Origin of the sequence: Pseudarthrobacter oxydans (assembly GCF_030812335.1) — a bacterium.
Classification (GTDB): Bacteria; Actinomycetota; Actinomycetes; order Actinomycetales; family Micrococcaceae; genus Arthrobacter; species Arthrobacter oxydans_B.
In genome coordinates, this window is record NZ_JAUSSN010000002.1 from 268877 (window position 1) to 293041 (window position 24165).

Genomic DNA, 24165 nt, shown 5'->3' on the forward strand with positions numbered 1-24165 from the left:
ACGGCCCCGGCCCGGCTAATGTCTTTCGGGTGACTACCGAACCCACTGACAACACTGCCGCCAACAACACCGTTCCGGCGCGCCCGCACACCGCCATCGATGCCGTCGCCGATGCCTTCACGGACACGCTGATCCGGCTTAACCCGAGTTTCGCCACCGAGCTCGGGATCCCCGGGCACGAGACTGAATACCAGGACTTCTCCCCCGCCGGGATTGAGGAGTTCGCGGCCGCCGCGCGCGAGACGCTGGCGGCGCTGGAGGGCCTGGAGCCTGCGGACGACGTCGACGCCGTCACCCTGGATGCCATGCGCGAGCGCCTGGGACTGCAGCTGGAACTTCACGAATCCGGCTGGGACCTGGCCGAGCTGAACAACATCGCCTCCGCGCCGCAGGAGATCCGCGCGATCTTCGACCTGATGCCGACGGACACCGCGGCGCAGTGGGAGCACATCGCGGGCCGTGCGCACAACGTCCCCGCCGCGCTGGACGGCTACATCGCGTCGCTGCGCACCGCCCTGGGGGCCGGCAAAGTTGCCGCCGCGCGGCAGGTGAAGATCGTGATTGAACAGACCACCAAGCACGCCGCGGAGGACGGCTTCTTCGCGAAGCTGGCGGCCAACGCCAAAACCGCGGACGGCCCGCTGCCCGGGGACGTGCAGTCCGCGCTCGACGCCGGCGCCGCCGCCGCACGGGTGGCCTACTCCCGGCTGGCCGGCTTCCTGGAGTCCGAACTGCTGCCTGTCGCGCCGGAGAAGGACGCCGTGGGCCGCGAGCGATACGCGCTGGCCTCCCGCGTGTTCCTCGGCGCCGCCGTGGACCTGGAGGAAACCTACGCCTGGGGTGTGCAGGAACTCGACCGCCTGATCGCCGAACAGCAGCGGGTGGCCGAGGAAATCCGCCCCGGCGCCACGATCGAGGAAGCCAAGGAAGTCCTGGACAACGATCCCGCCCGGCAGCTCAAGGGCACCGAGGCCCTCCGGGTGTGGATGCAGGAGCTCTCCGACCGGGCCGTGGCCGACCTTGCCGGCGTGCACTTCGACATCCCCGACGTCATGAAGACCCTGGAGTGCAAGATCGCCCCGACCGACGAGGGCGGCATCTACTACACCGGACCCTCGGACGACTTCAGCCGGCCGGGCCGCATGTGGTGGTCCGTGCCGCCGGGCGAGGACACCTTCACCACCTGGGCCGAGACCACCACGGTCTACCACGAGGGCGTCCCGGGCCACCACCTGCAGGTAGCGACCGCCACCTACCGCCGCGAGCTGCTCAACAAGTGGCGCCGGAACGTCTGCTGGACCTCCGGGCACGGCGAAGGCTGGGCACTCTACGCCGAGAAGCTGATGCAGGAACTGGGCTACCTCAAGGATCCCGGTGACCACATGGGCATGCTGGACATGCAGCGCATGCGGGCCGCCCGCGTGGTGTTCGACATCGGCGTCCACCTGGAGCTGGAGATGCCCGAGCGGTGGGGGTCTGGCACCTGGACTCCGGACAAGGGGTACGGGTTCCTCAAGCAGAACCTCGCGATCAGCGAAGGCCAGCTGAACTTCGAGTTCACCCGCTACCTCGGCTGGCCGGGCCAGGCGCCGTCGTACAAGGTGGGCCAGCGGCTCTGGGAGCAGATCCGCGCCGAGCTCGAATCCCGTCCCGGCTTCGAGCTGAGGGAGTTCCACACCAAAGCCCTCAACATCGGCTCGGTCGGCCTGGACACCCTCAAGCGCGCGCTGCTGGCGTAGCACCGCCGGTCAGCGCGCGCTGCCGGTGCAACCGCCGGTGCAACTGCCGGCAAGCGCGCTGCCGGACCCGGGCTAACCACCGCCGAGAAGCGCGCGGCGCACGGCCGCACCGCCGAGGTGACAGTTCGCGCCCATGATGTGCCAGCGCATGGGCGCGAACTGTCACCTCGGCGTAAATCCCGGGGCGGACGGGAGACAATCGCCACAACCGGCCCGGGAATAACTTCACAATCGAGGTGTCCTCCGGCGTGTTTCCGGGGATTCTGCGAGCGGGGCCGGAAATCTGCCACGTCATATTTCTCAACATCCGTTCGCCGTGATAGTTGCGCCGGACCTAGCGTGATCCGGTGAGCACTCAGACAAACACCCCCGCACCCGCCGGAAAGACCGGCTTCCAGTTGCCCAAGTGGGCCGGCTCGTTCGGCTTCCAGATCATCGCCGCCCTGATCGTGGGCCTGGGACTTGGCCTGCTGGCCAAGTACACGGGCAGCACCAAGGCGAACCCCAACGCCCTCGGCGCCACCCTGCAGACCATCGGCTCGAGCTACGTCTCGCTGCTGCAGACCGCCGTTGTGCCCCTCATCTTCACCGCCGTGGTCAGCTCCATCTCCAACCTGCGCGCCGTCTCCAACGCCGCCCGGCTGGCCTGGAACACGCTGCTCTGGTTCGCCATCACCGCGCTGATCTCTGTGCTGATCGGCATCGGCCTGGGCGTGTTCCTGCAGCCCGGCGCCAACACCGGTATCACCCAGGAGGCCAAGTACGCCGGCAAGTCCGGTGACTGGTGGGCGTTCCTGACCGGGCTGTTCCCGAAGAACTTCCTGGGCCTCGGCGCCAGCACCACCGTCACCGAGGGCGTCGCCACCACCGCGGTGAGCTTCAACGTCCTGCAGATCCTGGTGATCGCGGTCGCCGTCGGCATCGCGGCGCTCAAGGTGGGCAAGGCGGCCGAGCCGTTCCTGAACCTCAACGCCTCCGCCCTTGCCGTGATCCAGAAGGTCCTCTGGTGGATCATCCGGATCGCCCCGATCGGCACCGTCGGCCTGATCGGCAACGCTGTGGCGATCTACGGCTGGGACACCATCGGCTCCCTGGGCAAGTTCACCTTCGCCATCTACGTGGGCCTGGCCCTCGTGCTGTTCGTTGTCTACCCGGTCCTGGTCCGCGCCCATGGCCTGTCGATCAAGCAGTACTTCTCCGGCGTCTGGCCGGCCGTCCAGCTGGCCTTCGTGTCCCGCTCCTCGGTGGGCACCCTGCCGCTGACCCAGCGCGTGACCGAACGCAGCCTCGGCGTCCCCCGCGCCTACGCCTCCTTCGCCGTACCGCTGGGCGCCACCACCAAGATGGACGGCTGCGCCGCGATCTACCCCGCCATCTCGGCGATCTTCGTGGCCCAGTTCTTCGGCATCCAGCTCGACTTCACCCAGTACCTGCTGATTGCCCTCGTTTCCGTGCTCGGCTCCGCCGCGACCGCCGGGACCACCGGCGCAGTCGTGATGCTGACCCTGACGCTCTCCACGCTGGGACTGCCGCTGGCCGGCGTCGGGCTGCTGCTGGCGATCGACCCGATCCTGGACATGGGCCGCACCGCGGTCAACGTGGCCGGGCAGGCCCTGATCCCGACGATCGTGGCCAAACGCCAGGGCATCCTCGACGAGTCGCTGTACAACGCACCGCGCACCGGTGACCCGTTCAGCGACGAAGTCGACAACACAGTCGACACGGCAGCCGGCACAGCCAACGCCGCCGCCGTCGACCCCTCTGCAGCCGCTCCCGCGGCGCCGCCGGAAGGCCGCGCGCTGGCCGGCACCAGGGCGTAGCCGACTGCACCAGCATTGAACGGCGCCAGCCTTAACAGGGGAAGTCCCCGGGAAAACTCCCGGGGACTTCCCCTGTTAAGGCGCGGCTGAGCCACGTCTATCGACGGTTGTGCGGTGACGCCTAGTGTCCTCCCCGGCCTCCGCCGATCACGCCCTTCTCGACGGCCTTGGCGACAGCGTCTGCCTCGGCCTGGGTCAGTGTGCCGTCGGTAACCGCCGCATCCAGCTTGGTCTTCAACGCCGCGGCACGGTCAGCCTGGGCCGCGGTCTGCAGCTCCTCCAGGGCGGCGGTGACCTTGGATTCCTCAATGCCCAACGACTCCGCCAGCGACTTCGCCAGGGCCGCTTCCCTGATGGCGCGGTCCGGCTTGGTGCCCTCGGCCGGCGGGGTGGTCGGCTTGTTGGCTTCGCGGAAAGCCTGCAGTGCCTCGGTCACCTTGGCCTCATCGACGCCGAGCTTGGCAGCCAGTTCGGCAGCCTGGGCGGCACCGTGCACTCCGCCCTTGCCGTGGCCGCCGCGCATGCCCTGACCGTCGGTGGTCCCGGGCGTTGCCTCTGCCGACGCGCTGGAGCTGGGAGTGGGGGTCGGAGTCGTGGCTGCTGACGCCATCCCGGTAACTCCGAGGCCGGCACCCAGGGCCAGTGCCCCGGCCGAGATGGCGAGCGTCATTCTCTTGGTACGTGACATGTGCTGTCTCCTGGTCTGCAGCTGGTGACGGCTGCGGTTGGTGGTTGTCTCTTCCAAGACGTAGCTCCAGTCTCCGCCGGACCCTTCAGCGGGAGCTGTTCGGAACCTTTCATCTTGCTGTGAAGGTTGGCGATGGTCATCGGGCGGAGATTTTGGGGATTCGGGATGCGGCCGACTCCCCCGGCACCGGTCCCCCGGCACCAAATTCCCACAGCCGGCGCCCCTGCGCCAAAAAAGTTGCCCAGAGTGCAAACATGCACGTAGTGTAACCGTGTGCCCGCTACCCCGCCCTCCAGCGCAGACGCCCCGTCGGCGTCCCACCCGCCAGCTGACGGACCGTCGCGCCGCGAGCTGAACAAAGCGGCCACGCGCCAGGCCATCACCGACGCCGCGCTGGCTCTGCTCCGGTCCAACGGCCCCGGCAATTTCACGGTCGAGGACATCGCCGACGCCGCCGGCATCTCACGCCGCACCTTCTTTAACTACTTCAGCAGCACCGAGGCGGCCATTGCCGCCGTCACCTTCGGCTTCCTGGACAAGGCACTCCAGCAGTTCCGGCTGCGCCCGGCCGGGGAACCCTTCCTGGAATCGGCCCGGGCGGCCCTTGTGGAACTCGCAGACCCGATGACGGTCGCTCCACTGGCCGAGCTGTACAGCCTGGGCCAGGCCAATCCGCAGCTCAGCCGGTCCGAGCTGGAAGCCTGGGACCACTGCACCGTCGAGATCATTACCGCCGCCCGCGAGCGCCTCAGCGAGGGCGCCGAGCTGGACGAGCTGTACCTTCGCGCCCTGGCCGGCTCGGTCATCTCATGCGGCAAAGCCGCCATGGACGTCTGGTTCCTGCAGTGCGGCGGATCCCTCACCCCGGAATCCCTGTCCACCCTGCGGCAGCTCCTGATCGATTCCATGGGCCTGCTGGGCTCCGGATTCGCCCGCCCCGACCCCGCCCCTACAACGACCCAGGCCACCACCCCGGCCGACGCCTCCACCGCCACCCCTTCCCCAGATCGGCACTGACATGGCCCTGATGCTCTACCGCCTCGGCAAATTCTCCTACCGCCACCGCTGGCTCGTCATCTCCCTGTGGCTCGCCGTTATGGTGGCCGTCGGTGGTGCGGCAGCCGCCTTCCACGGCACCTTGTCCAACAACTTCCAGATCCCCGGCACCGAGACCCAGCAGATGGCAGACAAGCTCAAGACCGAGCTTCCCTCGTCCTCCGGCGGCTCCGCCAGCGTGGTGTTCGAAGCCAACGACGCCCAGTTCAGCCAGGCGGGCAAGGACGCCGTCACCGCCGCGCTTACCAAGCTCGAAACCCTCCCGGACGTTCAGGGCACCGTTGACCCGTTCGCCACCCAGGCGCAGCTGGACCAGGCCGTCACCGATCTGGCCGCCGGCAAGGAGCAGTCCGCTGCCGGCAAGGCCCAGCTTGAGACGGCCGCTGCCGAGCTCGCCGCCGGAAAGGCCCAGCTGGACGCTGCCGAACAGCAGATGGCGGCCGCCGGCATGCCGGCCGCTGCAATTGAGGCACGGCTCGGCCAGCAGAAGGCGGCCCTCGCCGAGGGTCAGGCAAAGCTCGACGCCGGCACCCAGGAACTGGAAGCCGGCGAGGCCAAGCTGGCACTTGGCGCCCGGCAGCTGGAGGCCTCGAAGGGCCTCCGCTTCGTCTCCGAGGACGGCAAGGCCGCGATCGCGCAGGTTCAGTTCAAGACCTCCATCAACGGCCTCAACCCGGAGGTCCGCCAGGAAGTCCAGGACATCGTCAAGGAGGTGTCCGCCGCCAACGTCAGCGCGCTGCCCAGCAAGGAAATCAGCGAGGACATCTCCGAGCTCTTTGGCGCCGCCGAGATTATCGGCATCGCGGTTGCGGCCCTGGTCCTGATCATCATGCTCGGGACGCTGATCGCTGCCGGACTTCCGCTGCTGATGGCCGTCGTCGGCGTGGCCGTCGGTGTGGGCGGCACCTTCGCCCTCAGCGGCGCCACGGACATGAGCTCCATCTCCCCGATGCTGGCGCTGATGCTCGGCCTCGCCGTAGGAATCGACTACTCGCTGTTCATCGTGAACCGGCACCGCGGCCAGCTGCTCTCCGGCATGGACCCCGAGGAGTCCGTGGCGCTCGCCACCGGCACGTCCGGCAACGCGGTGCTCTTCGCCGGCCTCACCGTCATCATCGCCCTCGCGGCCCTGGTTGTCCCGGGCCTTCCGTTCCTGGCCGTCATGGGCCTCTCCGCCGCCGCAACGGTGGCCGTCGCCGTCGTCGTGGCCCTGACCCTGACGCCGGCTGTGCTCTCCCTCATTGGCCGGAAACTGATCTCCAAGCGGGCCTGGGCCAAGGCGGACCGGCACAACGCCGCGCCCGGCCACGAAACCGACGACCGCGCCAGGGACGAATACCGCAGCAGCCACGGCTGGGGCGGCATTGTCACCAACCACCCGTGGCTGGCCCTGCTGTCCGGTGTGGTCCTGCTCGGTGTCGTGGCACTGCCCGCCGCCCAGCTGCGGCTCGCACTGCCGGACGCCAGCTCCGAGCCGGTCGCCTCGCAGGCCTTTCAGGCCTATGACGTCACCAAACGGAGCTTCGGCGAGGGCATGACCGGCCCCATCATTGTGGTGGGCGACCTCCCCGAGGGACTCAGCGAGGCCGAGGCCCAGACCACCCAGTTCGACGTGGCGGACATCCTGCGCGAGACCGAGAATGTCAGCGCCGCCGTGCCGCTGGCCCTGAGCGAGGACCGCCGCACCGCGGTGTTCCAGGTCATCCCGAACGAGGGTCCGGCCAGCGCCAGCACCGTCCAGGTGGTATCCGAACTCCGCGCCGAAAAGGGCCAGATCAAGGACACCACCGGCGTCAGCATCGGGCTCACCGGACAGACCGCCGGCAACGTCGACGTGTCCACGAAACTCGGCGACGCCCTGCCGCCGTACCTGGCGATAGTGGTCGGTCTCTCGCTGCTCCTGCTGCTGCTGGTCTTCCGCTCCATTTGGGTGCCGCTGCTGGCCACCGGCGGATTCCTGCTCTCGCTCGCCGCCGCCTTCGGTGCAGTCGTCGCTGTCTACCAGTGGGGCTGGCTCGGGCCCATCTTCGGCGTCGAGAATCCGGGCGCCGTGCTGAGCTTCCTGCCGATCATCCTCATCGGCGTGCTGTTCGGCCTGGCCATGGACTACCAGGTGTTCATTGCGTCAGGCATGCGCGAGTCGTACATGCACGGCGAATCGGCCAAACACGCCGTCCGCTCGGGGTTCAGCCACGCCGCCGCCGTGGTCACCGCGGCCGCGATCATCATGGTCAGCGTGTTCTCGGGCTTCATTTTCTCCCACCTGAACATGGTCCGGCCGCTCGGCTTCGCCATGGCCTTCGGCGTGCTGATTGACGCCTTCGTGGTCCGGATGACGATCGTCCCGGCCGTGATGTACCTGCTCGGCGAAAAGGCCTGGTGGCTGCCGCGCTGGCTGGACCGCATCCTGCCGGACGTGGACGTCGAAGGCGCCAGGCTGCGCAAGCCCGCGGCTGCCGTCCCAGGTCCTGTGGCCGAAGCCGCCGGGGCCACCGCCCGGTAAGCCGTCACCGGCTGCCAACCGGCCGCCTTGTAGGTTCCACGAGCCGCCCGCCGATCATTGCGATCGGCGGGCGGCTTTGTTGTCGCCGCGTTCGGCGAGACTGGCGTCCGACGACAACGTCACCGCGGCGAACTACTCGGACGCCGACGGCGGCACCATCCAGACAGGCCGGCCGCGGTGCAGGCAGCCGGCTATTTGTTCGGGCTGTCGGCCCTTTGTTCAGGCCGCGGCGATCCACGGTTATTCATTCAGGCTGCGATTTGGCTTTGCCTGCGGGTGCGGTGGAGGTCGTTGGCTCGGCGGTGGCGTTGGCGGCGGTGGTCCGGGCTCTTTGCTGCGGCCAGGTCCGGTTCCGGCTGGCGGGCCGGGGTTCCGGGCAGGGGCGGGGTTCCGGGCAGGGGCGGGGTTCCGGGCAGGGGCGGGGTTCCGGGCAGGGGCGGGGCGGTGGCTTGGTAGGTGTGGCCGGTGGGGGTGGTGACGTCGAGGGTGTGTCGGGGTCCGGGGCGTGGTCTGGAGGACCAGCCTGGGGTTTCTTTGGTGTGGTTGCAGGCTTCGCAGAGACCGGCCCCGTTGTCCTGGGTGGTGGTGCCGTTGTGGTGCCAGGGGATGATGTGGTCGAAGTGGCGGATGGGGGCGTCGCAGTAGGGGGTGCGGCAGGTGTCATCGCGGGCGGTGAGGAAGCGGCGGAGCCCGGGCGGGAAGAGCCGTGCACGGGAATCCATTGCGGTGAGCTCGCCGGTGCCGGGGGCGGTGTAGAGCCGGCGCAGCCAGACGTTCATGGCATTGTCCCCGGTGCTGTTCACGGCGGTGCCGCCGGCGGCGGTGTCCCCGGCGTGGGCGTCTGTCCCCGCCGCACCCTGTGTCGCCGCGCGCGCCGCTCCGGGTCCCACCGCGGCGGTTCCCGCGTCTTTTCCGGCGTTGGTGAGGAGGTCCCGGGCCCAGCCGGCGGGGACGATGCCGTAGCCGGGGAGGCGTGCGGGTTCGCTGTCGGCCTGGAAGAGGGTGCGGTCGGTCATGACGAGCTGGATCTCGATCCCGCTGATCCCGCCGGCCTTGCCGGTGGTGCGTTCGACCAGGGTGTCGGCCATGAGCTGGCCTCGGGTCCGGGGGTCCCCGGCGGCCCGCAGGGTGTCGGCGTGCCGGGTGAGGCCGGCGTAGACGGCGACCCCGGCGGCGACGGGGAGCAGGGCGGTGAGGTAGCACATGGTGTCCGGGGCCGGGCGGAGGCTGACGTGCCGTTCGGTGCTCGCGTGGCTGGCGCGCTGGGTGACCGAGCGCGGGTCCCGCCGGTACGCGGCGGTGCGGGCCGCGGCGATGATTCCCCGGTCCCCGGCGCCGTCGAAGGTCCCGGTGTCGGGGGCGAGTTCGGCGTCGACGGCGGCCCGGTCCTCCGCGGAGAGGCAGGCGGTTTCCTTCACGAGCAGGGTGGCGCGCCATTCGTTGAGCTGCCCGGTCTCCAGGGCCGCGAGGGTGTGGGGCATTTCGGTGACGAGGGCCTTCGCCAGGCCCAGGAGCCGGCCGCCGCGGGCCGGGGATTCCCGCCGGGCCAGGGCGATCTGCGCGCCGACCCCGGAGCCCAGCTCCGCGGCCGGCATCCCACGGTCCCGCTGTTCGCGGCGCTGGAGCAGGTCGAAGGCGACGGACAGCCGGGCCTGACGGGCAGCCAGGGCAGACTTTTGGTCTTCCAGGGTCCGGATTTCAGCAATCAAACGCGCACCGTCCGGCTCAGGCACGGCCCCGGACGGCGTTGTGCCTGCATCTTCGGTTGCCGGCCTTTTCCCGCAACTACAGGCGCAGTTGCACCCCTCTGATGCCAGAGCCCCCGCGACTGACTGAGTACCGTCCATGGCTCAAGTGTCCCGGAAGGCTAAGACATTAATGAGGGCCAACAGAAGCCGGTCAACCGCTTCGGAGGCTATAGGGGAGGTCCCCACACCGGACGTAGATCTCGGCACACGGTCTAGGACCAGCGCCACTTCAAAACGCGTCCTGACCGTGGCCACCGCGGAGCTCAGTTCCTCCAACCGCCGCCGGAATTCAATCCGTCCTGCGTTGCTCTCGGGCAAAGTAACCTCCTCAAGCGCACGGGCGCACATCACCAACACGCTGCGGTGTCTGTCTTCCGGTCCGTGGTTCCCGTCCATAAACCAACGCTCCCACCGACCTCTGACGGTAAAGGGCACGGCGACGACGAGCCCTAGGAACTAGGCTGGAGCGGTGATCCGCCTTATTCTTGCCTCCCAGTCCCCCGCCCGCACCAAGCTGCTCACCGACGCCGGCATCCGGCACGAGATCCTCGTTTCGGATGTCGACGAGGACGCCGTCCAGGCCCGCTACGGCGTCACCGACCCGCACGACACCGCCCTGCTGCTGGCCCGGGCCAAGGCCGAGGCCGTCGCCTCCCTGCCCGAGGCCGACGGCGCCCTGGTGGTCGGCTGCGATTCGGTCTTCGAGTTCGACGGCGAGGCGCACGGCAAGCCGTACACGGCCGAGGTCGCCAAGGAGCGGATGCTCCGGATGAGCGGCAGCAAGGGCGTGCTGCACACCGGACACTGGCTCGTCGACTGCCGCGACACCGAGGACACCGATGAATCCGGGGCTGCCGGCTCCGGCGCAACCCTCGGGCACGTCACCTCCGCCGAGGTCCACTTCATGGAGATGAGCGTCGAGGAAATCGACGCGTACATCGCCACCGGTGAGCCGTTGCAGTGTGCCGGCAGCTTTACGATCGACGGCTACGGCGGGGCCTTCATCCGCAAGGTCGACGGCGACCCGCACGCCGTCGTCGGGCTGTCCATTTCCACCCTCCGCGGGCTGCTGAACCAGGCGAAGGTGGGCATCACGGAACTGTGGACCACCGGTGCTGCGGATCCCGCACTGCTCCGGGCCGAGTGAGCTAATTCGCAGAGCTTTGTAGCAACCCTACAAAGCTGGGGCGCTTTGACCGCGGAATCCGCAAGTAATATCGGCGGAACCCACAAAACCGCGCTAGGCTCCCTGAAGGAAAGAAGGAGACGCCTTGTCAGCAAATTCGGAGCAGTCCGCAAACCCCGCGCAGCGATCAGCCCAAGAAGGCACCGCCGCAGTCACCCATCCGCTGAGCAAGGTGCTGATCGCCAACCGCGGCGAAATCGCCGTGCGCATTATCCGCGCCGCCCGCGATGAGGGCATCGCCTCCGTGGCGGTCTACGCGGATCCGGACCGCGACGCGCTGCACGTCAAGCTCGCCGACGAGGCCTACGCCCTGGGCGGCAACACCGCCGCCGAGTCCTACCTCGTGATGGACAAGCTGATCGAGGTGGCCCACCGCTCCGGTGCCGACGCCATCCACCCCGGCTACGGCTTCCTGGCCGAGAACGCCGAGTTCGCCGCCAAAGTGATCGACGCCGGCATCACCTGGATCGGCCCCTCCCCCGCCGCGATCTCCGCCCTGGGCGACAAGGTCCAGGCGCGCCACATCGCCGAAAAGGTCGGCGCCCCCCAGGTTCCCGGCACCGCCGACCCGGTCGAGTCCGCCGAGGAAATCCTCGAGTTCGTGGACAAGTTCGGCCTGCCGATCGCCATTAAGGCAGCCTTCGGCGGCGGCGGCCGCGGCATCAAGGTGGCCCGCACCCGCGAGGAAATCCCCGAACTGTTCGAATCCGCCGTCCGCGAAGCCGTCGCCGCCTTCGGCCGCGGCGAGTGCTTCATCGAACGTTTCCTGGACGCCCCGCGCCACGTCGAGACCCAGTGCCTCGCCGACGCCTATGGCAACGTTGTGGTGGTCTCCACCCGCGACTGCTCGCTGCAGCGCCGCAACCAGAAGCTCGTCGAGGAAGCACCGGCCCCGTTCCTCACCGAGGAACAGAACCGCCGGCTCTACGAATCCTCCAAGGCCATCCTCAAGGAAGCCGGCTACCTCGGCGCCGGCACCTGCGAGTTCCTCGTGGGCCAGGACGGCACCATCTCCTTCCTCGAGGTCAACACCCGCCTCCAGGTGGAGCACTGCGTCTCCGAGGAAGTCACCGGAATCGACCTCGTCCGCGAGCAGTTCCGGCTGGCCCGCGGCGAGGAACTCGGCTACGGGGACCCGGAAATCCGCGGCCACTCGATCGAGTTCCGCATCACCGGCGAGGACCCGGGCCGGAACTTTATGCCCGCCCCGGGCACCATCACGCTCCTAAAGAACCCGACCGGCCCCGGCGTCCGGATCGACTCCGGCGTGGAGCAGGGCGACGTCATCAGCGGCAACTTCGACTCGATGCTCTCCAAGCTGATCGTCACCGGCGCCACCCGCCCGCAGGCCCTGCAGCGCGCCCGCCGCGCCCTCGAGGAGATGGTGGTGGAGGGCATCCCCACCGTCATCCCGTTCGACCTCGCCGTCGTCACCAACCCCGATTTCGCCCCCGCCGAGGGCCCGTTCAAGGTCCACACCCGCTGGATCGAGACGGCTTTCGTCAACGACATCCCCGCCTGGACGCCGACCGGCGCCGAGGCGGAAACGCCCGACGCCGGCGAACGCCAGCGCGTCGTCGTCGAGGTCGGCGGCAAGCGCCTTGAGGTCGTCCTCCCGGCATCGCTGGGCACCGGAGGCGGCTCAGGGGCCGTCAAGCCGGCCAAGGCCAAGAAGCGTTCCCGCACCGGCGGCGCCGTCGCGGCCGCCAGCGGGAACGCCCTGACCTCACCGATGCAGGGCACTATCGTCAAGGTGGCCGTCCTCGAGGGTGACCTTGTTGCCGAGGGCGACCTGGTGGTGGTGCTGGAGGCGATGAAGATGGAGCAGCCGCTCACCGCGCACCGCGCCGGAATCGTGATTGGACTGTCCGCCACGGCCGGCGAGACCGTCTCAGCCGGCGCCATCATCGCACTGATCGAGGACGAGGCCGCCGAGTAGCTGTCAGACGGGCGGGACGCAGGCGCGCCTCTGGCGCCCCTGCGTCCCGCCCGTGCAGACTTGGTCTGTGAAACCATTTCTGCTCCTCGCCTCCCGGGCCGAGGACGCCGCCGCCGAGGACGAGTACGAAGCCTACCTGCGCTACGGCGGCCTCGAACCCTCGCAGCTGCGGCGCATCCGGCTGGAAGCCGCGCCGCTGCCCCGGCTGGACCTGTCTGATTACTCCGGGGTTATCGTGGGCGGCAGTCCGTTCACCTCCAGCGACCCCGCCGAGGAAAAGAGCGACGTCCAGCACCGGGTGGAGCATGAGCTCGCGGCCCTGCTCGACCGGATCGTGCCCGAGGACTTCCCTTTCCTGGGCGCCTGCTACGGGGTCGGCACGCTGGGCCGGCACCAGGGTGCCGTGATCGACCGGACCTACGGCGAGGGGCTCGGCGGTGTGACCATCAAGCTGACGGAAGAAGGCTTGGCGGACCCGCTGCTGCGCGGGCTGCCGGACAGCTTCACGGCCTTCACCGGCCACAAGGAAGCCTGCACCCTGCTCCCCGCCCACGCCGTGCTGCTGGCCAGCTCCGCCGCCTGCCCGGTGCACATGTTCCGGATCAAAACCAACCTGTACGCCACCCAGTTCCACCCCGAACTCGATGCGGAGGGCTTGGTCACCAGGATCGACATCTACCGTCATGCCGGCTATTTCCCGCCGGAATCGGCCGAAATGCTGATGGAGGACGCCCGGCGGTTCACGGCCACGGAACCCATGAAGATCCTGCGGAACTTCGTGGAACTCTACGCGCGCTAAGTCGGGCCCGGGCCTGCCGGTCCGCGTTCCGGCGCTAAGCCGGGCCTTCCGGTCCGCGTTCCGGCGCTCCTACCCAGTTACTTTCCCGGTTCCTCTGTCCGACACGGAAATGCCCGGCGTGTTCAGTGAACACGCCGGGCATTTCTCTCGGTAACCGGGCTGGAGCGTCAGCCCCGGCCCGGGAACCAGGGTCAGGCGACGTTGTTGGTGTACTCCAGGTCGCGGGTTTCCTTGCTGACGAACAGTGCGATCAGCGTCAGCACCGCCATGGAGGCGAGGTAGACGCCGACCAGAGCCGGGCTGCCCTTGCCCATTTCCCAGAGCCAGACGGCGATGAACGGCGCCACGGCCGCACCGAGGATGCTGGAGAAGTTGTAGCTGATGGCGGAGCCGGTGTACCGGACGTTCGTCGGGAACAGCTCCGGCAGCAGCGCACCCATGGGCCCGAAGGTCAGCCCCATCAGGGAGAAGCCGATGATCAGCAGGGCCATCGTGCCGACGAAACCGAGGCTGAACAGCGGAACAAAGAGCAGTCCGAAGGCGAAGATGCCGAGGGTCACGGCGATCAGCATCTTGCGGCGGCCGTACTTCTCAGCCAGCGGGCCGGAGACCAGGGTGAAGATACCGAAGAACACGACGCCGGCAATCAGCATCCAGAGGAAGTCGTTGCGGGTGTAGCCCAGGCCGGGGACGAACGCGGCGGCCGCGGCCTCGGTCATCGGCTTGCCGGCCTTCTCCGCTGCGGCCTTCGCGGCATCCAGGCTGGAGGCGCGGGTGCCGTAGGTCAGCGTGAAGGTGGTCATCAGGTAGAACAGCACGTACGTGGCGAGCATGATGAACGTGCCCAGGATCAGCTTGCGCCAGCTGGTGTTGAAGACCCGGGCCAGCGGCAGCTTGGCGACCTCATTGGACTCCAGGACCTTGGTGAAGGCCGGGGTCTCGATCAGCTTGAGCCGGACGTAGAGCCCGATGATGACCATGACGGCACTGAGCAGGAATGGCACACGCCAGCCCCATGCCATGAAGGCCTCGGGTGACAGGGCGTAGCTGAAGACCAGGAAGATCACGTTGGCGATGATGAAGCCGATGGGCGCACCCAGCTGCGGGAACGTGCCGTAGATGGCACGCTTGTTCGCCGGGGCGTTCTCGGTGGCCAGCAGGGCGGCCCCGCTCCATTCGCCGCCGAGGGCAAGGCCCTGGGCGAAGCGCATGACGACGAGCAGTGCCGGCGCCCAGAACTCCCAGCCCGGGACAAGCGCCGTCGGGAGGCAGCCGATGAGGAAGGTGGCAATACCCATCGTTAGCAGCGACGCCACGAGGGTGCCCTTGCGCCCGAACTTGTCACCGAAGTGGCCGAAAATGATGGACCCGAGCGGACGGGCGATGAACGCTACGCCGAACACGGCGAACGAGCTCAGCAGCTGGGTGGTCTCGCTCTGGCCGGGGAAGAACAGCCGCGGGAAAACGAGCACAGCGGCGGTGGCGTACACGTAGAAGTCGTAGAACTCAACGGTGGTGCCAACCAGGCTGGCGACGATAACGCGGCCGCGCGAGTTCACCGGTTGGGCGGACCCATGCTCCGCGGAGGTGGCAGTGGATGACATGTAGTTGCGCTTTCATGAAGACCGGGCTGGGCCTGCTTGAGGCCGCCCGGAAGAGGATACGTATGCTTACATAATACTTTCCGGCGTCCAGTCAATGGACAAATGTTCCACTATTTGGACGCCGGGATTTGTCTCACGTGGTGGTCATCACACTACGCCTAACTGAGACCCTCACCCCGCCACCAACGCGCCGATAGGCAAACGTCACAGCACGTTAACAAACGGCGAGGCTCCCGGAAACGCGGATTACCTACCGTGGAAGGACAACATCCCCCAAGGAGGTCCCCGTGACTGCTGAACGCACTGCAGATGCCCCAACCGGCATTTCCCCCACTCTTAACACCGGCACCACCCTCGGCGGTCCCGCCCTTGAATACCGCCCCGGCCGCTGGATTGCCAACTGGGATGCCGAGAACAAGGAACAGTGGGAGTCCCAGGGACGCACCATTGCCCGCCGCAATCTGAACTGGTCCATCTTCGCCGAGTTCCTCGGCTTCGTCGTCTGGCAGCTCTGGTCCATCGTGGTGGTCCAGCTGCCCGCGGCCGGCTTCACCTTCACCACCTCGGAAATCTTCTGGCTCATCTCGATGCCCAGCCTCGTCGGCGCCACCCTTCGGATCCCGTACACCTTTATGGTCCCCCGCTTCGGGGGCCGCAACTGGACCATCGTCTCGGCCCTGCTGCTGCTGATCCCCTCGATCGGCCTGGCCATGTGTGTCTCCAACCCGGAGACCCCGTTCGGCACCATGCTGTTCGTCGCCGCCCTCGCCGGCTTCGGCGGCGGCAACTTCGCCAGCTCGATGGCGAACATCACCTTCTTCTACCCGGCCCGTGAAAAGGGCTGGGCGCTGGGCCTGAACGCCGCCGGCGGAAACCTCGGTGCCGCCGTCGCACAGCTTGCCGTCCCGATTGCCATCACCCTGCTGGCCGCCGGCACCGTGAACCTGCCCATGGCCGGCTGGATGTGGGTCCCCTTCATCCTGATCGCCGCCTTCGGCGCCTGGAAGTACATGGACAACCTCACGAGCGCCAAGGGCGACGTCGCGGGCTCCCTCGCCGCGCTCAAGGAACCGCACCTGTGGATCATGGCGCTGCTGTACATCGGCACCTTCGGCTCCTTCATCGGCTTCGCCGGTGTGTTCCCCAAGCTCATCAAGGACTACTTCCCGGCGTTCTCCTCGATCGGAGTCGGCACCGTGGCCCTGTCCCTCGCCTTCCTGGGCCCGCTGGTCGGCTCGCTGGCCCGCCCCTACGGCGGACGCATGGCGGACCGCATGGGCGGCGCCCGGATGACCGTCGCAGCGTTCGCCGCGATGGCCGTCATCACCCTGACCATGGTCTGGACCCTGCCGCTGAAGAACTTCTGGCTCTTCCTGGGCCTGTTCCTGCTGCTCTTCACCGCCAGCGGATTCGGCAACGGTGCAACGTACCGAATGATCCCGATCATCTTCGCCACCTCCAGCCGGGCAGCCAAGGCCGGCGCCAGCACGGTCACCACCCAGCGCCTCGCCTCCTCGGCCCTCGGCCTGATCTCGGCCATCGGCGCCTACGGCGGCTTCGTCATCCCGCAGGTGCTCAACGCCTCCAACAGCGCCAGCGGCTCCTACACCCCCGCGTTCTACGGCTTCGTCGGGGCCTATGTCCTGATGCTGGCCGTGTGCTGGTTCTGCTACATCCGCAACGCCAACCGAAACGCGATGGGACACGTCTAACATGACCAACGGCGCCGACACGCACTGCCCCTACTGCGCTCTGCAGTGCGCCATGACGCTCACCACCCCAGCGGCGCTGACCCCGGCTTCACGGCCGGGGTCAGCCCCCGTGCCGGAGCAGCCCGCCGCCGCCCTCCTGGACGTGGCCGGGCGGGATTTCCCCACCAACCGCGGCGGGCTCTGCCGCAAGGGCTGGACCTCGGCGTCGCTGCTGAACCACCCCGGCCGTGTCACCGAACCGCTGCTGAAGGGCGCCGACGGCGTCCACCGCCCGATCGGCTGGGACGAGGCGCTGGAGCGCATCACCACCGCGGTGAAGTCCACCCGCGCCCGCCACGGGGCGGACGCCGTCGGCGTCTTCGGCGGCGGCGGGCTCACCAACGAGAAGGCCTACCAGCTGGGTAAGTTCGCCCGGCTGGCGCTGGGCACCTCGCGGATCGACTACAACGGACGGTTCTGCATGTCCTCCGCCGCCGCGGCCGGTATGCGCGCCTTCGGCCTGGACCGCGGCCTGCCCTTCCCGCTGGAGGACCTCGATTCCGCCAGCACCATCCTGATGCTCGGCTCCAACGTCGCCGAGACCATGCCGCCGTTTGTGCAGCACCTGCAGGGCGCCCGCGACGCCGGCGGCCTGATCGTGGTGGACCCCCGACGTTCCGCCACCGCGGCATTCACCTCCGACGGCGGCGGCCTGCACCTGCAGCCGCTGCCCGGCACCGACCTCGCCCTGCTGCTGGGCCTCGCCCACGTCGTGATCCACGAGGGGCTGGCCGACGCCGGCTACATCGCGGCCCGCACCGCCGGGTACGACGCCGTCGTCCGCAGCGTCGCCGCCTACTGGCCCGAGCGCGTGCAGTCCCTCACGGGCGTCCCGGCCGTGCTGATCCGCGACACCGCCCGCCGGCTCGCCGACGGCTCGCGCCGGGGCGGCAGCTACATCCTCACCGGCCGCGGCGTGGAACAGCACGTCGACGGCACGGACACCGCCACCGCCGCCATCAACCTCTCCCTGCTGCTGGGCCTGCCCGGCTCCGCGCGCAGCGGCTACGGCACCCTCACCGGCCAGGGAAACGGCCAGGGCGGCCGCGAACACGGCCAGAAGGCGGACCAGCTCCCCGGCTACCGCAAGATCACCGACCCCGCCGCCCGCGCCCACATGGCCGAGGTCTGGGGCGTGCCGGAATCGCTCATTCCCGGCCCCGGCCTTCCCGCCGTGCAGCTCCTGAAGTCCCTGGGACAGCCCGACGGCGTCCGCTGCCTCTTCGTGCACGGCGCCAACGTGGCCGTTTCCGCGCCGGACGCCAACGCCGTGATCGCCGGACTGCGAAGCCTGGACTTCCTGGTGGTCTGCGATTTCTTCCTCTCCGAGACCGCCGCGGAGGCGGACCTGATCCTTCCGGTCACGCAGTGGGCCGAGGAGGAAGGCACCCTGACCAACCTTGAGGGCCGGGTGCTCCGCCGCCGCCGGGCCCTCGCTCCCCCGCCCGGGGTGCGCAGCGAGCTGTGGATCATGACCCGGCTGGCCGAGGCCCTGGACGCCCCCTCGATGTTCAGCGAGGACCCCGAGACCGTCTTTGAGGAACTCCGGCTCGCGTCCTCCGGCGGCCTGGCTGACTACTCCGGGATTGACTACGCCATGCTGGACCGCGGCGAGGCCGCCTACTGGCCCTACCCCGCCGGCAGTACTGGCACCCCGCGGCTGTTCCTGGACTCCTTTGCCCATGCGGACGGGCGGGCCGTGCTCACTCCGGTGACGCCCCGCCGTCGTGCTGCTTCGGCTTCCGATGCTGCCGACGCCGCGGACCGTGCCGGGAAGCCGATGACATTGATCACCGGGCGGCTGATGGAGCATTACCAGTCCGGCGCGCAGACCCGGCGGGTGGCCGCGCTGGCCGCGGCCCAGCCGGAAGCGCGGCTGCAGATCCATCCGGCGGCCGCCGCCGCGCAGGGCATCGCCGAGGGCGACGTCGTTTCGATTTCCAACGGGCGCGGCGAGGTGTCCTGCCGCGCCGAGCTGAGCACGGATATCCGGCCCGAAACGGTGTTCCTGCCGTTCCACTTTCCGGAACTGGAGAGCGCCAACCGCCTCACGGAGGCGGCAACGGATCCGATCTCCGGAATGCCGGAGTTCAAGTTCAGCAAGGTCTGGGTCAAGCCCGGCGCCGCCAATCTCCGCGCCAATGAACTGCAGAAGGAAGGTGCGTCATGACTGAGCGCATTGTTGTTGTGGGCTTCGGGCCGGTGGCCGCGCGGCTGGTCGACGAGCTGCTGCCGGCGGTCCAAAGCGGACTCGCGCACCTGACGGTGGTCGGCGAGGAGGCAGAGGCCGCGTACAACCGCGTGCTCGTGGCGGATCTCGGCGTCGGGCGGACCACGGCGTCTGCCCTGGCGCTCTCCGACGCCGCCGCGCTGATTGCCGACGGCGTCGACGTCCGGCTGGGCGTCCGGGTCCGCCGCGTGGACCGCGCCCGGCAGCAGCTGGTCCTCAGCGACGGCACCTCCCCCGGTTACGACCGGCTGGTCTTCGCCACCGGCTCCCGCCCGGTGATCCCCAACCTCACCGGGCTCAACCCGGACCCGGCGGCGCCTGTCCTGCCCGCTGGCGTCACCGCACTCCGGGACCTGCGCGATGCTTCGGTGCTGCACGCGGCGGTGGCCGGCGGCAAGCGCGTGGTGGTGTTGGGCGGCGGCGTCCTGGGCCTGGAGACGGCCCTCGCCGCAGCCGAAGAAGGCGCCACGGTAACCGTCGTGCACAACGGCCCGCATCCGCTGGGCCGCAACATCGACCGCGGCGGCGGCGCTGTGCTCGCGGCTTCACTGCGGAACTGCGGCGTGCGGGTGGCCGGCAACGCCCGGTCCACAGGGGTTGAGCACAACGCGCCCGACGGCGGCTTCTCGGCGCTGCTGCTCGATGACGGATCCGCGATCGACGGCGACCTGCTGGTGCTCTCGTGCGGCGTGCGGCCGCGGACCGAACTCGCTGAGGGATGCGGGCTTTCCACCGGCGCCGGGATCCTGGTGGACCACAAGCTCCGGGCACACCACGAGCCGCACATTTTCGCGATCGGAGACTGCGCCGAGGTCCGCTGCCCCGAGCCGGACTGCACTGAATGCCGGACCGCGCGCGGTCCGTCGGGGCTGGTGGGCCCGGGCTGGCGCCAGGCCGAATGGCTCGCCGAGTACCTGACACTGCTGGCGTCCGGGGCTCCGGACGCCGAGTTGCTGCAGGCGCTTCCGCCGGAGCTGCCGGGTGTGGTTGTCCTCAAGGCTCGGGGCATGAACATGGCCGTGGCCGGGGATGTATCCGCCGACCCGTGGGACGAGGAAGCTCTGACCGCCGGTGCCGTGAACGGCCGGGCCAGGCTGCAGATCGCCCAGTGGGCGGATCCCGAGCACGGCCGCTACGTCAAGATGACCACGCGCGCCGGGGTCCTCGAGGGCCTGGTGGCGGTAGGCATGCCCCGCACCGGGGCCGAGCTGGTGCAGCTCTTCGAACGCGGCGCCGAGCTTCCGGCGGACCGGTCCCTGCTGCTGCGCCTCGACGGGCCGGACCAGGCGGCCGCTGCGGGCGCCGCCGACCCTGAGCGCACCGTGTGCCGGTGCGCCGGGGTTAGCGGGACCAAAATCGCCGCTGCGGTGACCGACGGCTGCGGGACGGTGGCCGAAGTCTCGGGTGCCACCCGCGCCGGGACGGGGTGCGGCGGCTGCCATGACGACATCAAGGGACTCATCGAAAAGCACTTTCAGGGGGCCGTGGCCTGACGCTGAGCTGCCCTGAAGTACCCCGTTGTGGACCTGGGGCCCGGCGCGGTCCTACTGCCCTGCGTTGTCGAACGTCTCCTGCCACTGGGCATGCTCGCGGCCGGTATCCAGCCGGCGGCTGGCAGTCCACCTGGGCAGGTAGTCCGGCGAGGGCAGCTCGCGGACGGGCTCGGGCTTCTTGGGCCTGGACGCAGGCCGGGTCTGGACAGGCCTGGCCACCGGGCGGGACTGGACAGGCTTGGCCACCGGACGGGTCTGGACAGGCCTTCGGGAGTGGCTCGGCCTCGCCACCGCGAACGCGATCCACCACCTGATGCAGGCCACAAACGCCCACAGGACGAGCCCGGCTAGGATGACCTGCCAGAGAGCGACCACTACCCCGATGACGAGCAGCACGACGATCCACATGGCGACACCATGGCATATGCGGCCTGCCCGGAGATAGGGTCTTATTCCTCTATCCGAATCGCTCCAATACCTGGCTCCACAGGAGCGCCAGTGTCGGGCCGGAGACCGCCAGAAGTACCGCGATCAAAGCCGCCGAAATCAGGGCGATGATCACCCACATCTTCGCTTCTCCACGCTCGCGATTGTCGTCCCCGGAAACGTTCTGCTGTGATCGCCACGGCGACGCGGCGGACGGCCTTGGCAACTTGCCGAAGGCCAAAGCCAGAAGAGTCACTATGATTCTGATGCTCTTCACGTTGCACCTTCTTCCTTACGTCTTAGCCCCTCACGGCCCGTGCACATGCCGCGCCTCGCATCGTCGCCTATCGAGCTTTGGTTTTCCTTGGGTGCACGGGCTTGGGCTTAAGACACCCAGAATGCCCACATCTCAGGCAGCCCGGACTTTGCTGAAACACAGTGCACCGCTGAAGTGCGCTGACTAAGTCCCTCCCAACACTTAGCGGGACGTTAAGACGGGATGTATCAGATTATGTTGAGGACCTAAGTTGAGCGGGCGTATCGCACCCGCAGAGTCCAGGCACTGACGGGACAAAGAACCAGCCATTGTGCCAGCTCAACCGGGCCTTTCGCTGGCTGATGCTGGTCCTGCCGGACGTTTTCTTGGCGCCAAGGTCGGCAGGCTCGTGGCCGCCGACCTCACCAAGCCGAACCGGCTCGTCACGCTGGGGGCGAGCCTGTTCTTCCGTGTCGCCCCCAGTCCGCGGCCCCCAGGTTCGCCGAACGACTGGTCGCGCCGTAGCCGGCGAACAGGGACGCTTTCAGGCTTCTTCAGGGGTGACTAGGCCGGCGAACAACGTCCCCACGATCAGGAGGAGACTGGCAATAAGTGCGTCGTAAATGTTAAGCGCCACCGGAGCCGCCACCAGCGCGTATACCCACACCAAAAAGGCAGTCGTTGACACAGCAGCCTGCCGCTTCCACGCCTTCTTTTCCTGTAGTGCCGCGCCTTCCTTCTTCGCCAAGCGTTTGAGGTAGAACGGATTGAGCGCGGCCAGGATTACAATCATGGCCAGGAACGCCCATGTTTTCTGATTCGCAGGGTTGTTACTCGCGGTAATTACCGTTTGGGCTGCCAGATAGGCAGCAACAATCTCGCCAGGAATGTACTTAGCTACTTTTGCAGAATAGGTGTCGCCCGGTTTGACCGTCCCATTAAGGATCCCCTGTGGGTGACTGGGCGCTTCAGCAAGCCTCGACATTGTCTCTCCTGTCCCGTACTTCACAGGGCCCATGCGCAGGCCGTACTTCGCATTCTCGTCCAGCATGCTTGGATTTTCCTTGGATGCTGGCCCAGGCGGGTACGGCACCTGGAATGCCTACAGGGCGGTAAGGCCAGACATATCTCATGCACATTCCAAGAGAATCCAATGCGCTGAGAGTAAGGCGCTGTTTTAGTTTCAGTCCTTCGTTCAGCCAGCGAGCCGATTCCCTCAACATCAGGCGCAGGCTCTAAGGTTCACCCAGGGCGGCGGCTCATCTGCCACCGGTTCGAGCTTCTGAGGAACGGATAAGGATGCAAGGCAACGTAGAAGTCGGCGGCTCTCCGGAGGGGCCGCCGCCAGCGCGAGCCAACGGTAGCGGCAGTACGGTGAGAATTTTCGGCGTCGTGCTCAGCGCCCTAGTTTTCAACTGGCTATCGGCACTCTGGTCGCCCAGCACTCCCCTGTTGATGGTGCTGGTGGTCGTGAGCCTGGCACTCTTGGCAATGAGCGATTCGGACAGATTCAAGAACATCCCCGCACTGAGTTGGATCACCTCCCTCAAAGGACACGGCTTAGTTGAACTCGGCCTATTAGCCACAATCATTGGGTTCGCCTGCGGCCTGATTACGCTTATTCCGCTATGGCCAACGGCATCCTTTAGCTTGGACGTGCCAGCCGAGATCCCGTTCTTTAACGGCACTGGTGGTGTCAGGGTTCATACCTATGAGGTCGGAGCTGTTGCAGCCATCGTCCTCATGGTCGCCATATCTGCTTACAGAGCACCGAACTTACGGAAGCAAGCCGTATTTCTGGGAACAGCCGTGTACGGACTGGCTCTTGCTTTGAGTTACTTGCGCCCGTACGAGAACGAGTTTTTCAGGACTTTCGTCGGCTGCCTCATGGCCGCTGCGGCGGCTGCAACCCTATTCGTTGCCCTACCTCGCATGTTCCGCACACTCAAGGAGTTTTGGGCCATCGATAACACAAGGGGGCGCGGCAGCCGCCAGCAAGAAGACTCCACCGAGCAGGACTCCACCGTCTAGGACTCGGGGACAAATCACGCCCGGATTTCGTCCAAGAGCCTCTGCGCTGTTTGCTCAGCGTGCCATGAGTGTTGTTCGGGGAGCCCGGACATGTGGGCAATCAGCGTCCCCCGGCCCGAAGCGGGCCTTTTTCCCCTTGGCCAGCCCGCCCCTTCCGGCGTGTACTGAAGCTAGGTTCCGTTCATCCGCAGGAGGCACCCCATGGACGTCCCCATCATCCTGGCCCTCGGCGCGATCGTAGTGGTCGCCGTCGTGCTGGGCATTGTCTTCGCACGAGAAAAGGATCCGCTGCGGCGGGCCACGGCGCTGCAGCGCACCGGGGCGGCGGTCATGGCGGTGTTCACGGTCCTCGCGGGGATCTTCATCGGCGGCTACGCCATGCAGGATCCCGGAGGCAACACCGGGCTGCTGATCACGCTCGCCTGGGTGCTGCCGATGCTTATCCTCGCGGTCGGAGCCTGGTTCTGGCCGGCCCCCACCGCTCCCCTGCTGCTCGCGCTCGCGTCCTCCTTCATCGCGGCGTGTGTGTGGCTCGCCTTCGACCCTGCCGCCCTGCGTGAATTCATCAGCGAGAACGGGCCGGTCATCGCCGTCAGCGTCGTCGCCCTCTCATTCCCGGCCGCCGTGCTCGGCCTGAAACGGACCGCCCTGGCGGGCTGGCTGCTCGTCGCCCTTGGAGTGCTGCCGCTGCTGATCACGATCATCGGCAGGTCGGGCCCGGTCGCGTCGCTCACGGCTGCAAGCGTGGTTCCCCTGATCTGCGGGATCGTATATCTCGTGTCCGTCAGGATGGCCAGCGGCAGCCAGACGTCGGGCAATCCGCGGGCCGCCGCAGCCTGAAGACGGCCGCGCACCTCCGCGTAACAGGAATCGGGCGGGGAACGGATGGCGGGTAG

The 24165-nt window shown here is 68.0% G+C and carries 18 protein-coding genes; 12 read left to right on the forward strand and 6 right to left on the reverse strand.

Annotation, left to right across the window (positions count from 1 at the left end; translation table 11 throughout):
• The first annotated feature begins 29 nt into the window (after window positions 1-29).
• Window positions 30-1739, forward strand: a complete 1710-nt coding sequence (locus tag J2W14_RS04380; RefSeq protein ID WP_307458902.1) for a DUF885 domain-containing protein — start codon at window positions 30-32, stop codon at window positions 1737-1739.
• A gap of 347 nt (window positions 1740-2086) precedes the next feature.
• Window positions 2087-3559: a dicarboxylate/amino acid:cation symporter gene (locus J2W14_RS04385; RefSeq protein ID WP_307458905.1), complete on the forward strand. Its 1473-nt coding sequence runs from the start codon at window positions 2087-2089 to the stop codon at window positions 3557-3559.
• Between the two features lie 121 nt (window positions 3560-3680).
• Here the strand turns inward: J2W14_RS04385 and J2W14_RS04390 are convergent, their stop codons facing one another.
• A complete protein-coding gene (locus J2W14_RS04390) occupies window positions 3681-4247 on the reverse strand; it encodes a hypothetical protein (protein ID WP_307458908.1) in 567 nt (188 codons plus the stop codon).
• A gap of 273 nt (window positions 4248-4520) precedes the next feature.
• On the opposite strand from J2W14_RS04390, the gene J2W14_RS04395 reads away from it, so the two are divergent.
• A complete protein-coding gene (locus J2W14_RS04395; protein ID WP_307458910.1) occupies window positions 4521-5264 on the forward strand; it encodes a TetR/AcrR family transcriptional regulator in 744 nt (247 codons plus the stop codon).
• Between the two features lies 1 nt (window position 5265).
• Window positions 5266-7806, forward strand: coding sequence for an MMPL family transporter (locus tag J2W14_RS04400; protein WP_307458913.1), 2541 nt, complete (start codon window positions 5266-5268; stop codon window positions 7804-7806).
• A 248-nt stretch (window positions 7807-8054) separates the two neighbouring features.
• On the opposite strand, the gene J2W14_RS04405 is transcribed toward J2W14_RS04400, so the two are convergent.
• Window positions 8055-9653, reverse strand: coding sequence for an HNH endonuclease (locus tag J2W14_RS04405; RefSeq protein WP_370871187.1), 1599 nt, complete (start codon window positions 9651-9653; stop codon window positions 8055-8057).
• Between the two features lie 370 nt (window positions 9654-10023).
• On the opposite strand from J2W14_RS04405, the gene J2W14_RS04410 reads away from it, so the two are divergent.
• The 3 genes from J2W14_RS04410 (at window position 10024) to J2W14_RS04420 (ending at window position 13478) form a co-directional block, all read left to right on the forward strand.
• The gene (locus J2W14_RS04410; protein WP_307458918.1) at window positions 10024-10701 is read left to right on the forward strand and encodes a Maf family protein; all 678 of its coding nucleotides are present in this window, start codon (window positions 10024-10026) and stop codon (window positions 10699-10701) included.
• Window positions 10702-10825: 124 nt separating this feature from the next.
• Window positions 10826-12679, forward strand: a complete 1854-nt coding sequence (locus J2W14_RS04415) for an acetyl/propionyl/methylcrotonyl-CoA carboxylase subunit alpha (RefSeq protein WP_370871188.1) — start codon at window positions 10826-10828, stop codon at window positions 12677-12679.
• A 67-nt stretch (window positions 12680-12746) separates the two neighbouring features.
• Complete coding sequence (locus J2W14_RS04420; RefSeq protein ID WP_307458922.1) at window positions 12747-13478, forward strand: glutamine amidotransferase; 732 nt, start codon at window positions 12747-12749, stop codon at window positions 13476-13478.
• Window positions 13479-13669: 191 nt separating this feature from the next.
• Here J2W14_RS04420 and J2W14_RS04425 read toward each other — a convergent pair whose 3' ends face one another.
• Window positions 13670-15082: an MFS transporter gene (locus tag J2W14_RS04425; RefSeq protein ID WP_307458925.1), complete on the reverse strand. Its 1413-nt coding sequence runs from the start codon at window positions 15080-15082 to the stop codon at window positions 13670-13672.
• 287 nt (window positions 15083-15369) lie between these two features.
• Here J2W14_RS04425 and J2W14_RS04430 point away from each other — a divergent pair, with 287 nt between their 5' ends.
• The 3 genes from J2W14_RS04430 to J2W14_RS04440 are packed head-to-tail and all read left to right on the forward strand — an operon-like array spanning window position 15370 to window position 20556.
• Window positions 15370-16794: an MFS transporter gene (locus J2W14_RS04430; RefSeq protein ID WP_307458928.1), complete on the forward strand. Its 1425-nt coding sequence runs from the start codon at window positions 15370-15372 to the stop codon at window positions 16792-16794.
• Between the two features lies 1 nt (window position 16795).
• Window positions 16796-19003, forward strand: a complete 2208-nt coding sequence (locus J2W14_RS04435) for a molybdopterin oxidoreductase family protein (RefSeq protein ID WP_307458932.1) — start codon at window positions 16796-16798, stop codon at window positions 19001-19003.
• Entirely contained in the window at window positions 19000-20556 is a 1557-nt protein-coding gene (locus J2W14_RS04440) for an FAD-dependent oxidoreductase (protein ID WP_307458935.1), read from the forward strand. The genes J2W14_RS04435 and J2W14_RS04440 overlap by 4 nt, the downstream gene beginning before the upstream one ends.
• Window positions 20557-20607: 51 nt before the next feature.
• Here J2W14_RS04440 and J2W14_RS04445 read toward each other — a convergent pair whose 3' ends face one another.
• The 3 genes from J2W14_RS04445 to J2W14_RS04455 form a co-directional block, all read right to left on the reverse strand.
• Window positions 20608-20964 carry a hypothetical protein gene (locus J2W14_RS04445; RefSeq protein WP_307458938.1) on the reverse strand — a complete coding sequence of 119 codons (357 nt, stop codon included), beginning with the start codon at window positions 20962-20964 and terminating at the stop codon, window positions 20608-20610.
• 49 nt (window positions 20965-21013) lie between these two features.
• Window positions 21014-21259 carry a hypothetical protein gene (locus tag J2W14_RS04450; RefSeq protein WP_307458940.1) on the reverse strand — a complete coding sequence of 82 codons (246 nt, stop codon included), beginning with the start codon at window positions 21257-21259 and terminating at the stop codon, window positions 21014-21016.
• 523 nt (window positions 21260-21782) lie between these two features.
• A complete protein-coding gene (locus J2W14_RS04455; protein WP_307458943.1) occupies window positions 21783-22289 on the reverse strand; it encodes a hypothetical protein in 507 nt (168 codons plus the stop codon).
• A gap of 248 nt (window positions 22290-22537) precedes the next feature.
• On the opposite strand from J2W14_RS04455, the gene J2W14_RS04460 reads away from it, so the two are divergent.
• Window positions 22538-23269, forward strand: coding sequence for a hypothetical protein (locus J2W14_RS04460; protein ID WP_307458945.1), 732 nt, complete (start codon window positions 22538-22540; stop codon window positions 23267-23269).
• A gap of 201 nt (window positions 23270-23470) precedes the next feature.
• Window positions 23471-24109, forward strand: a complete 639-nt coding sequence (locus J2W14_RS04465; protein ID WP_307458948.1) for a hypothetical protein — start codon at window positions 23471-23473, stop codon at window positions 24107-24109.
• Window positions 24110-24165: the final 56 nt, after the last annotated feature.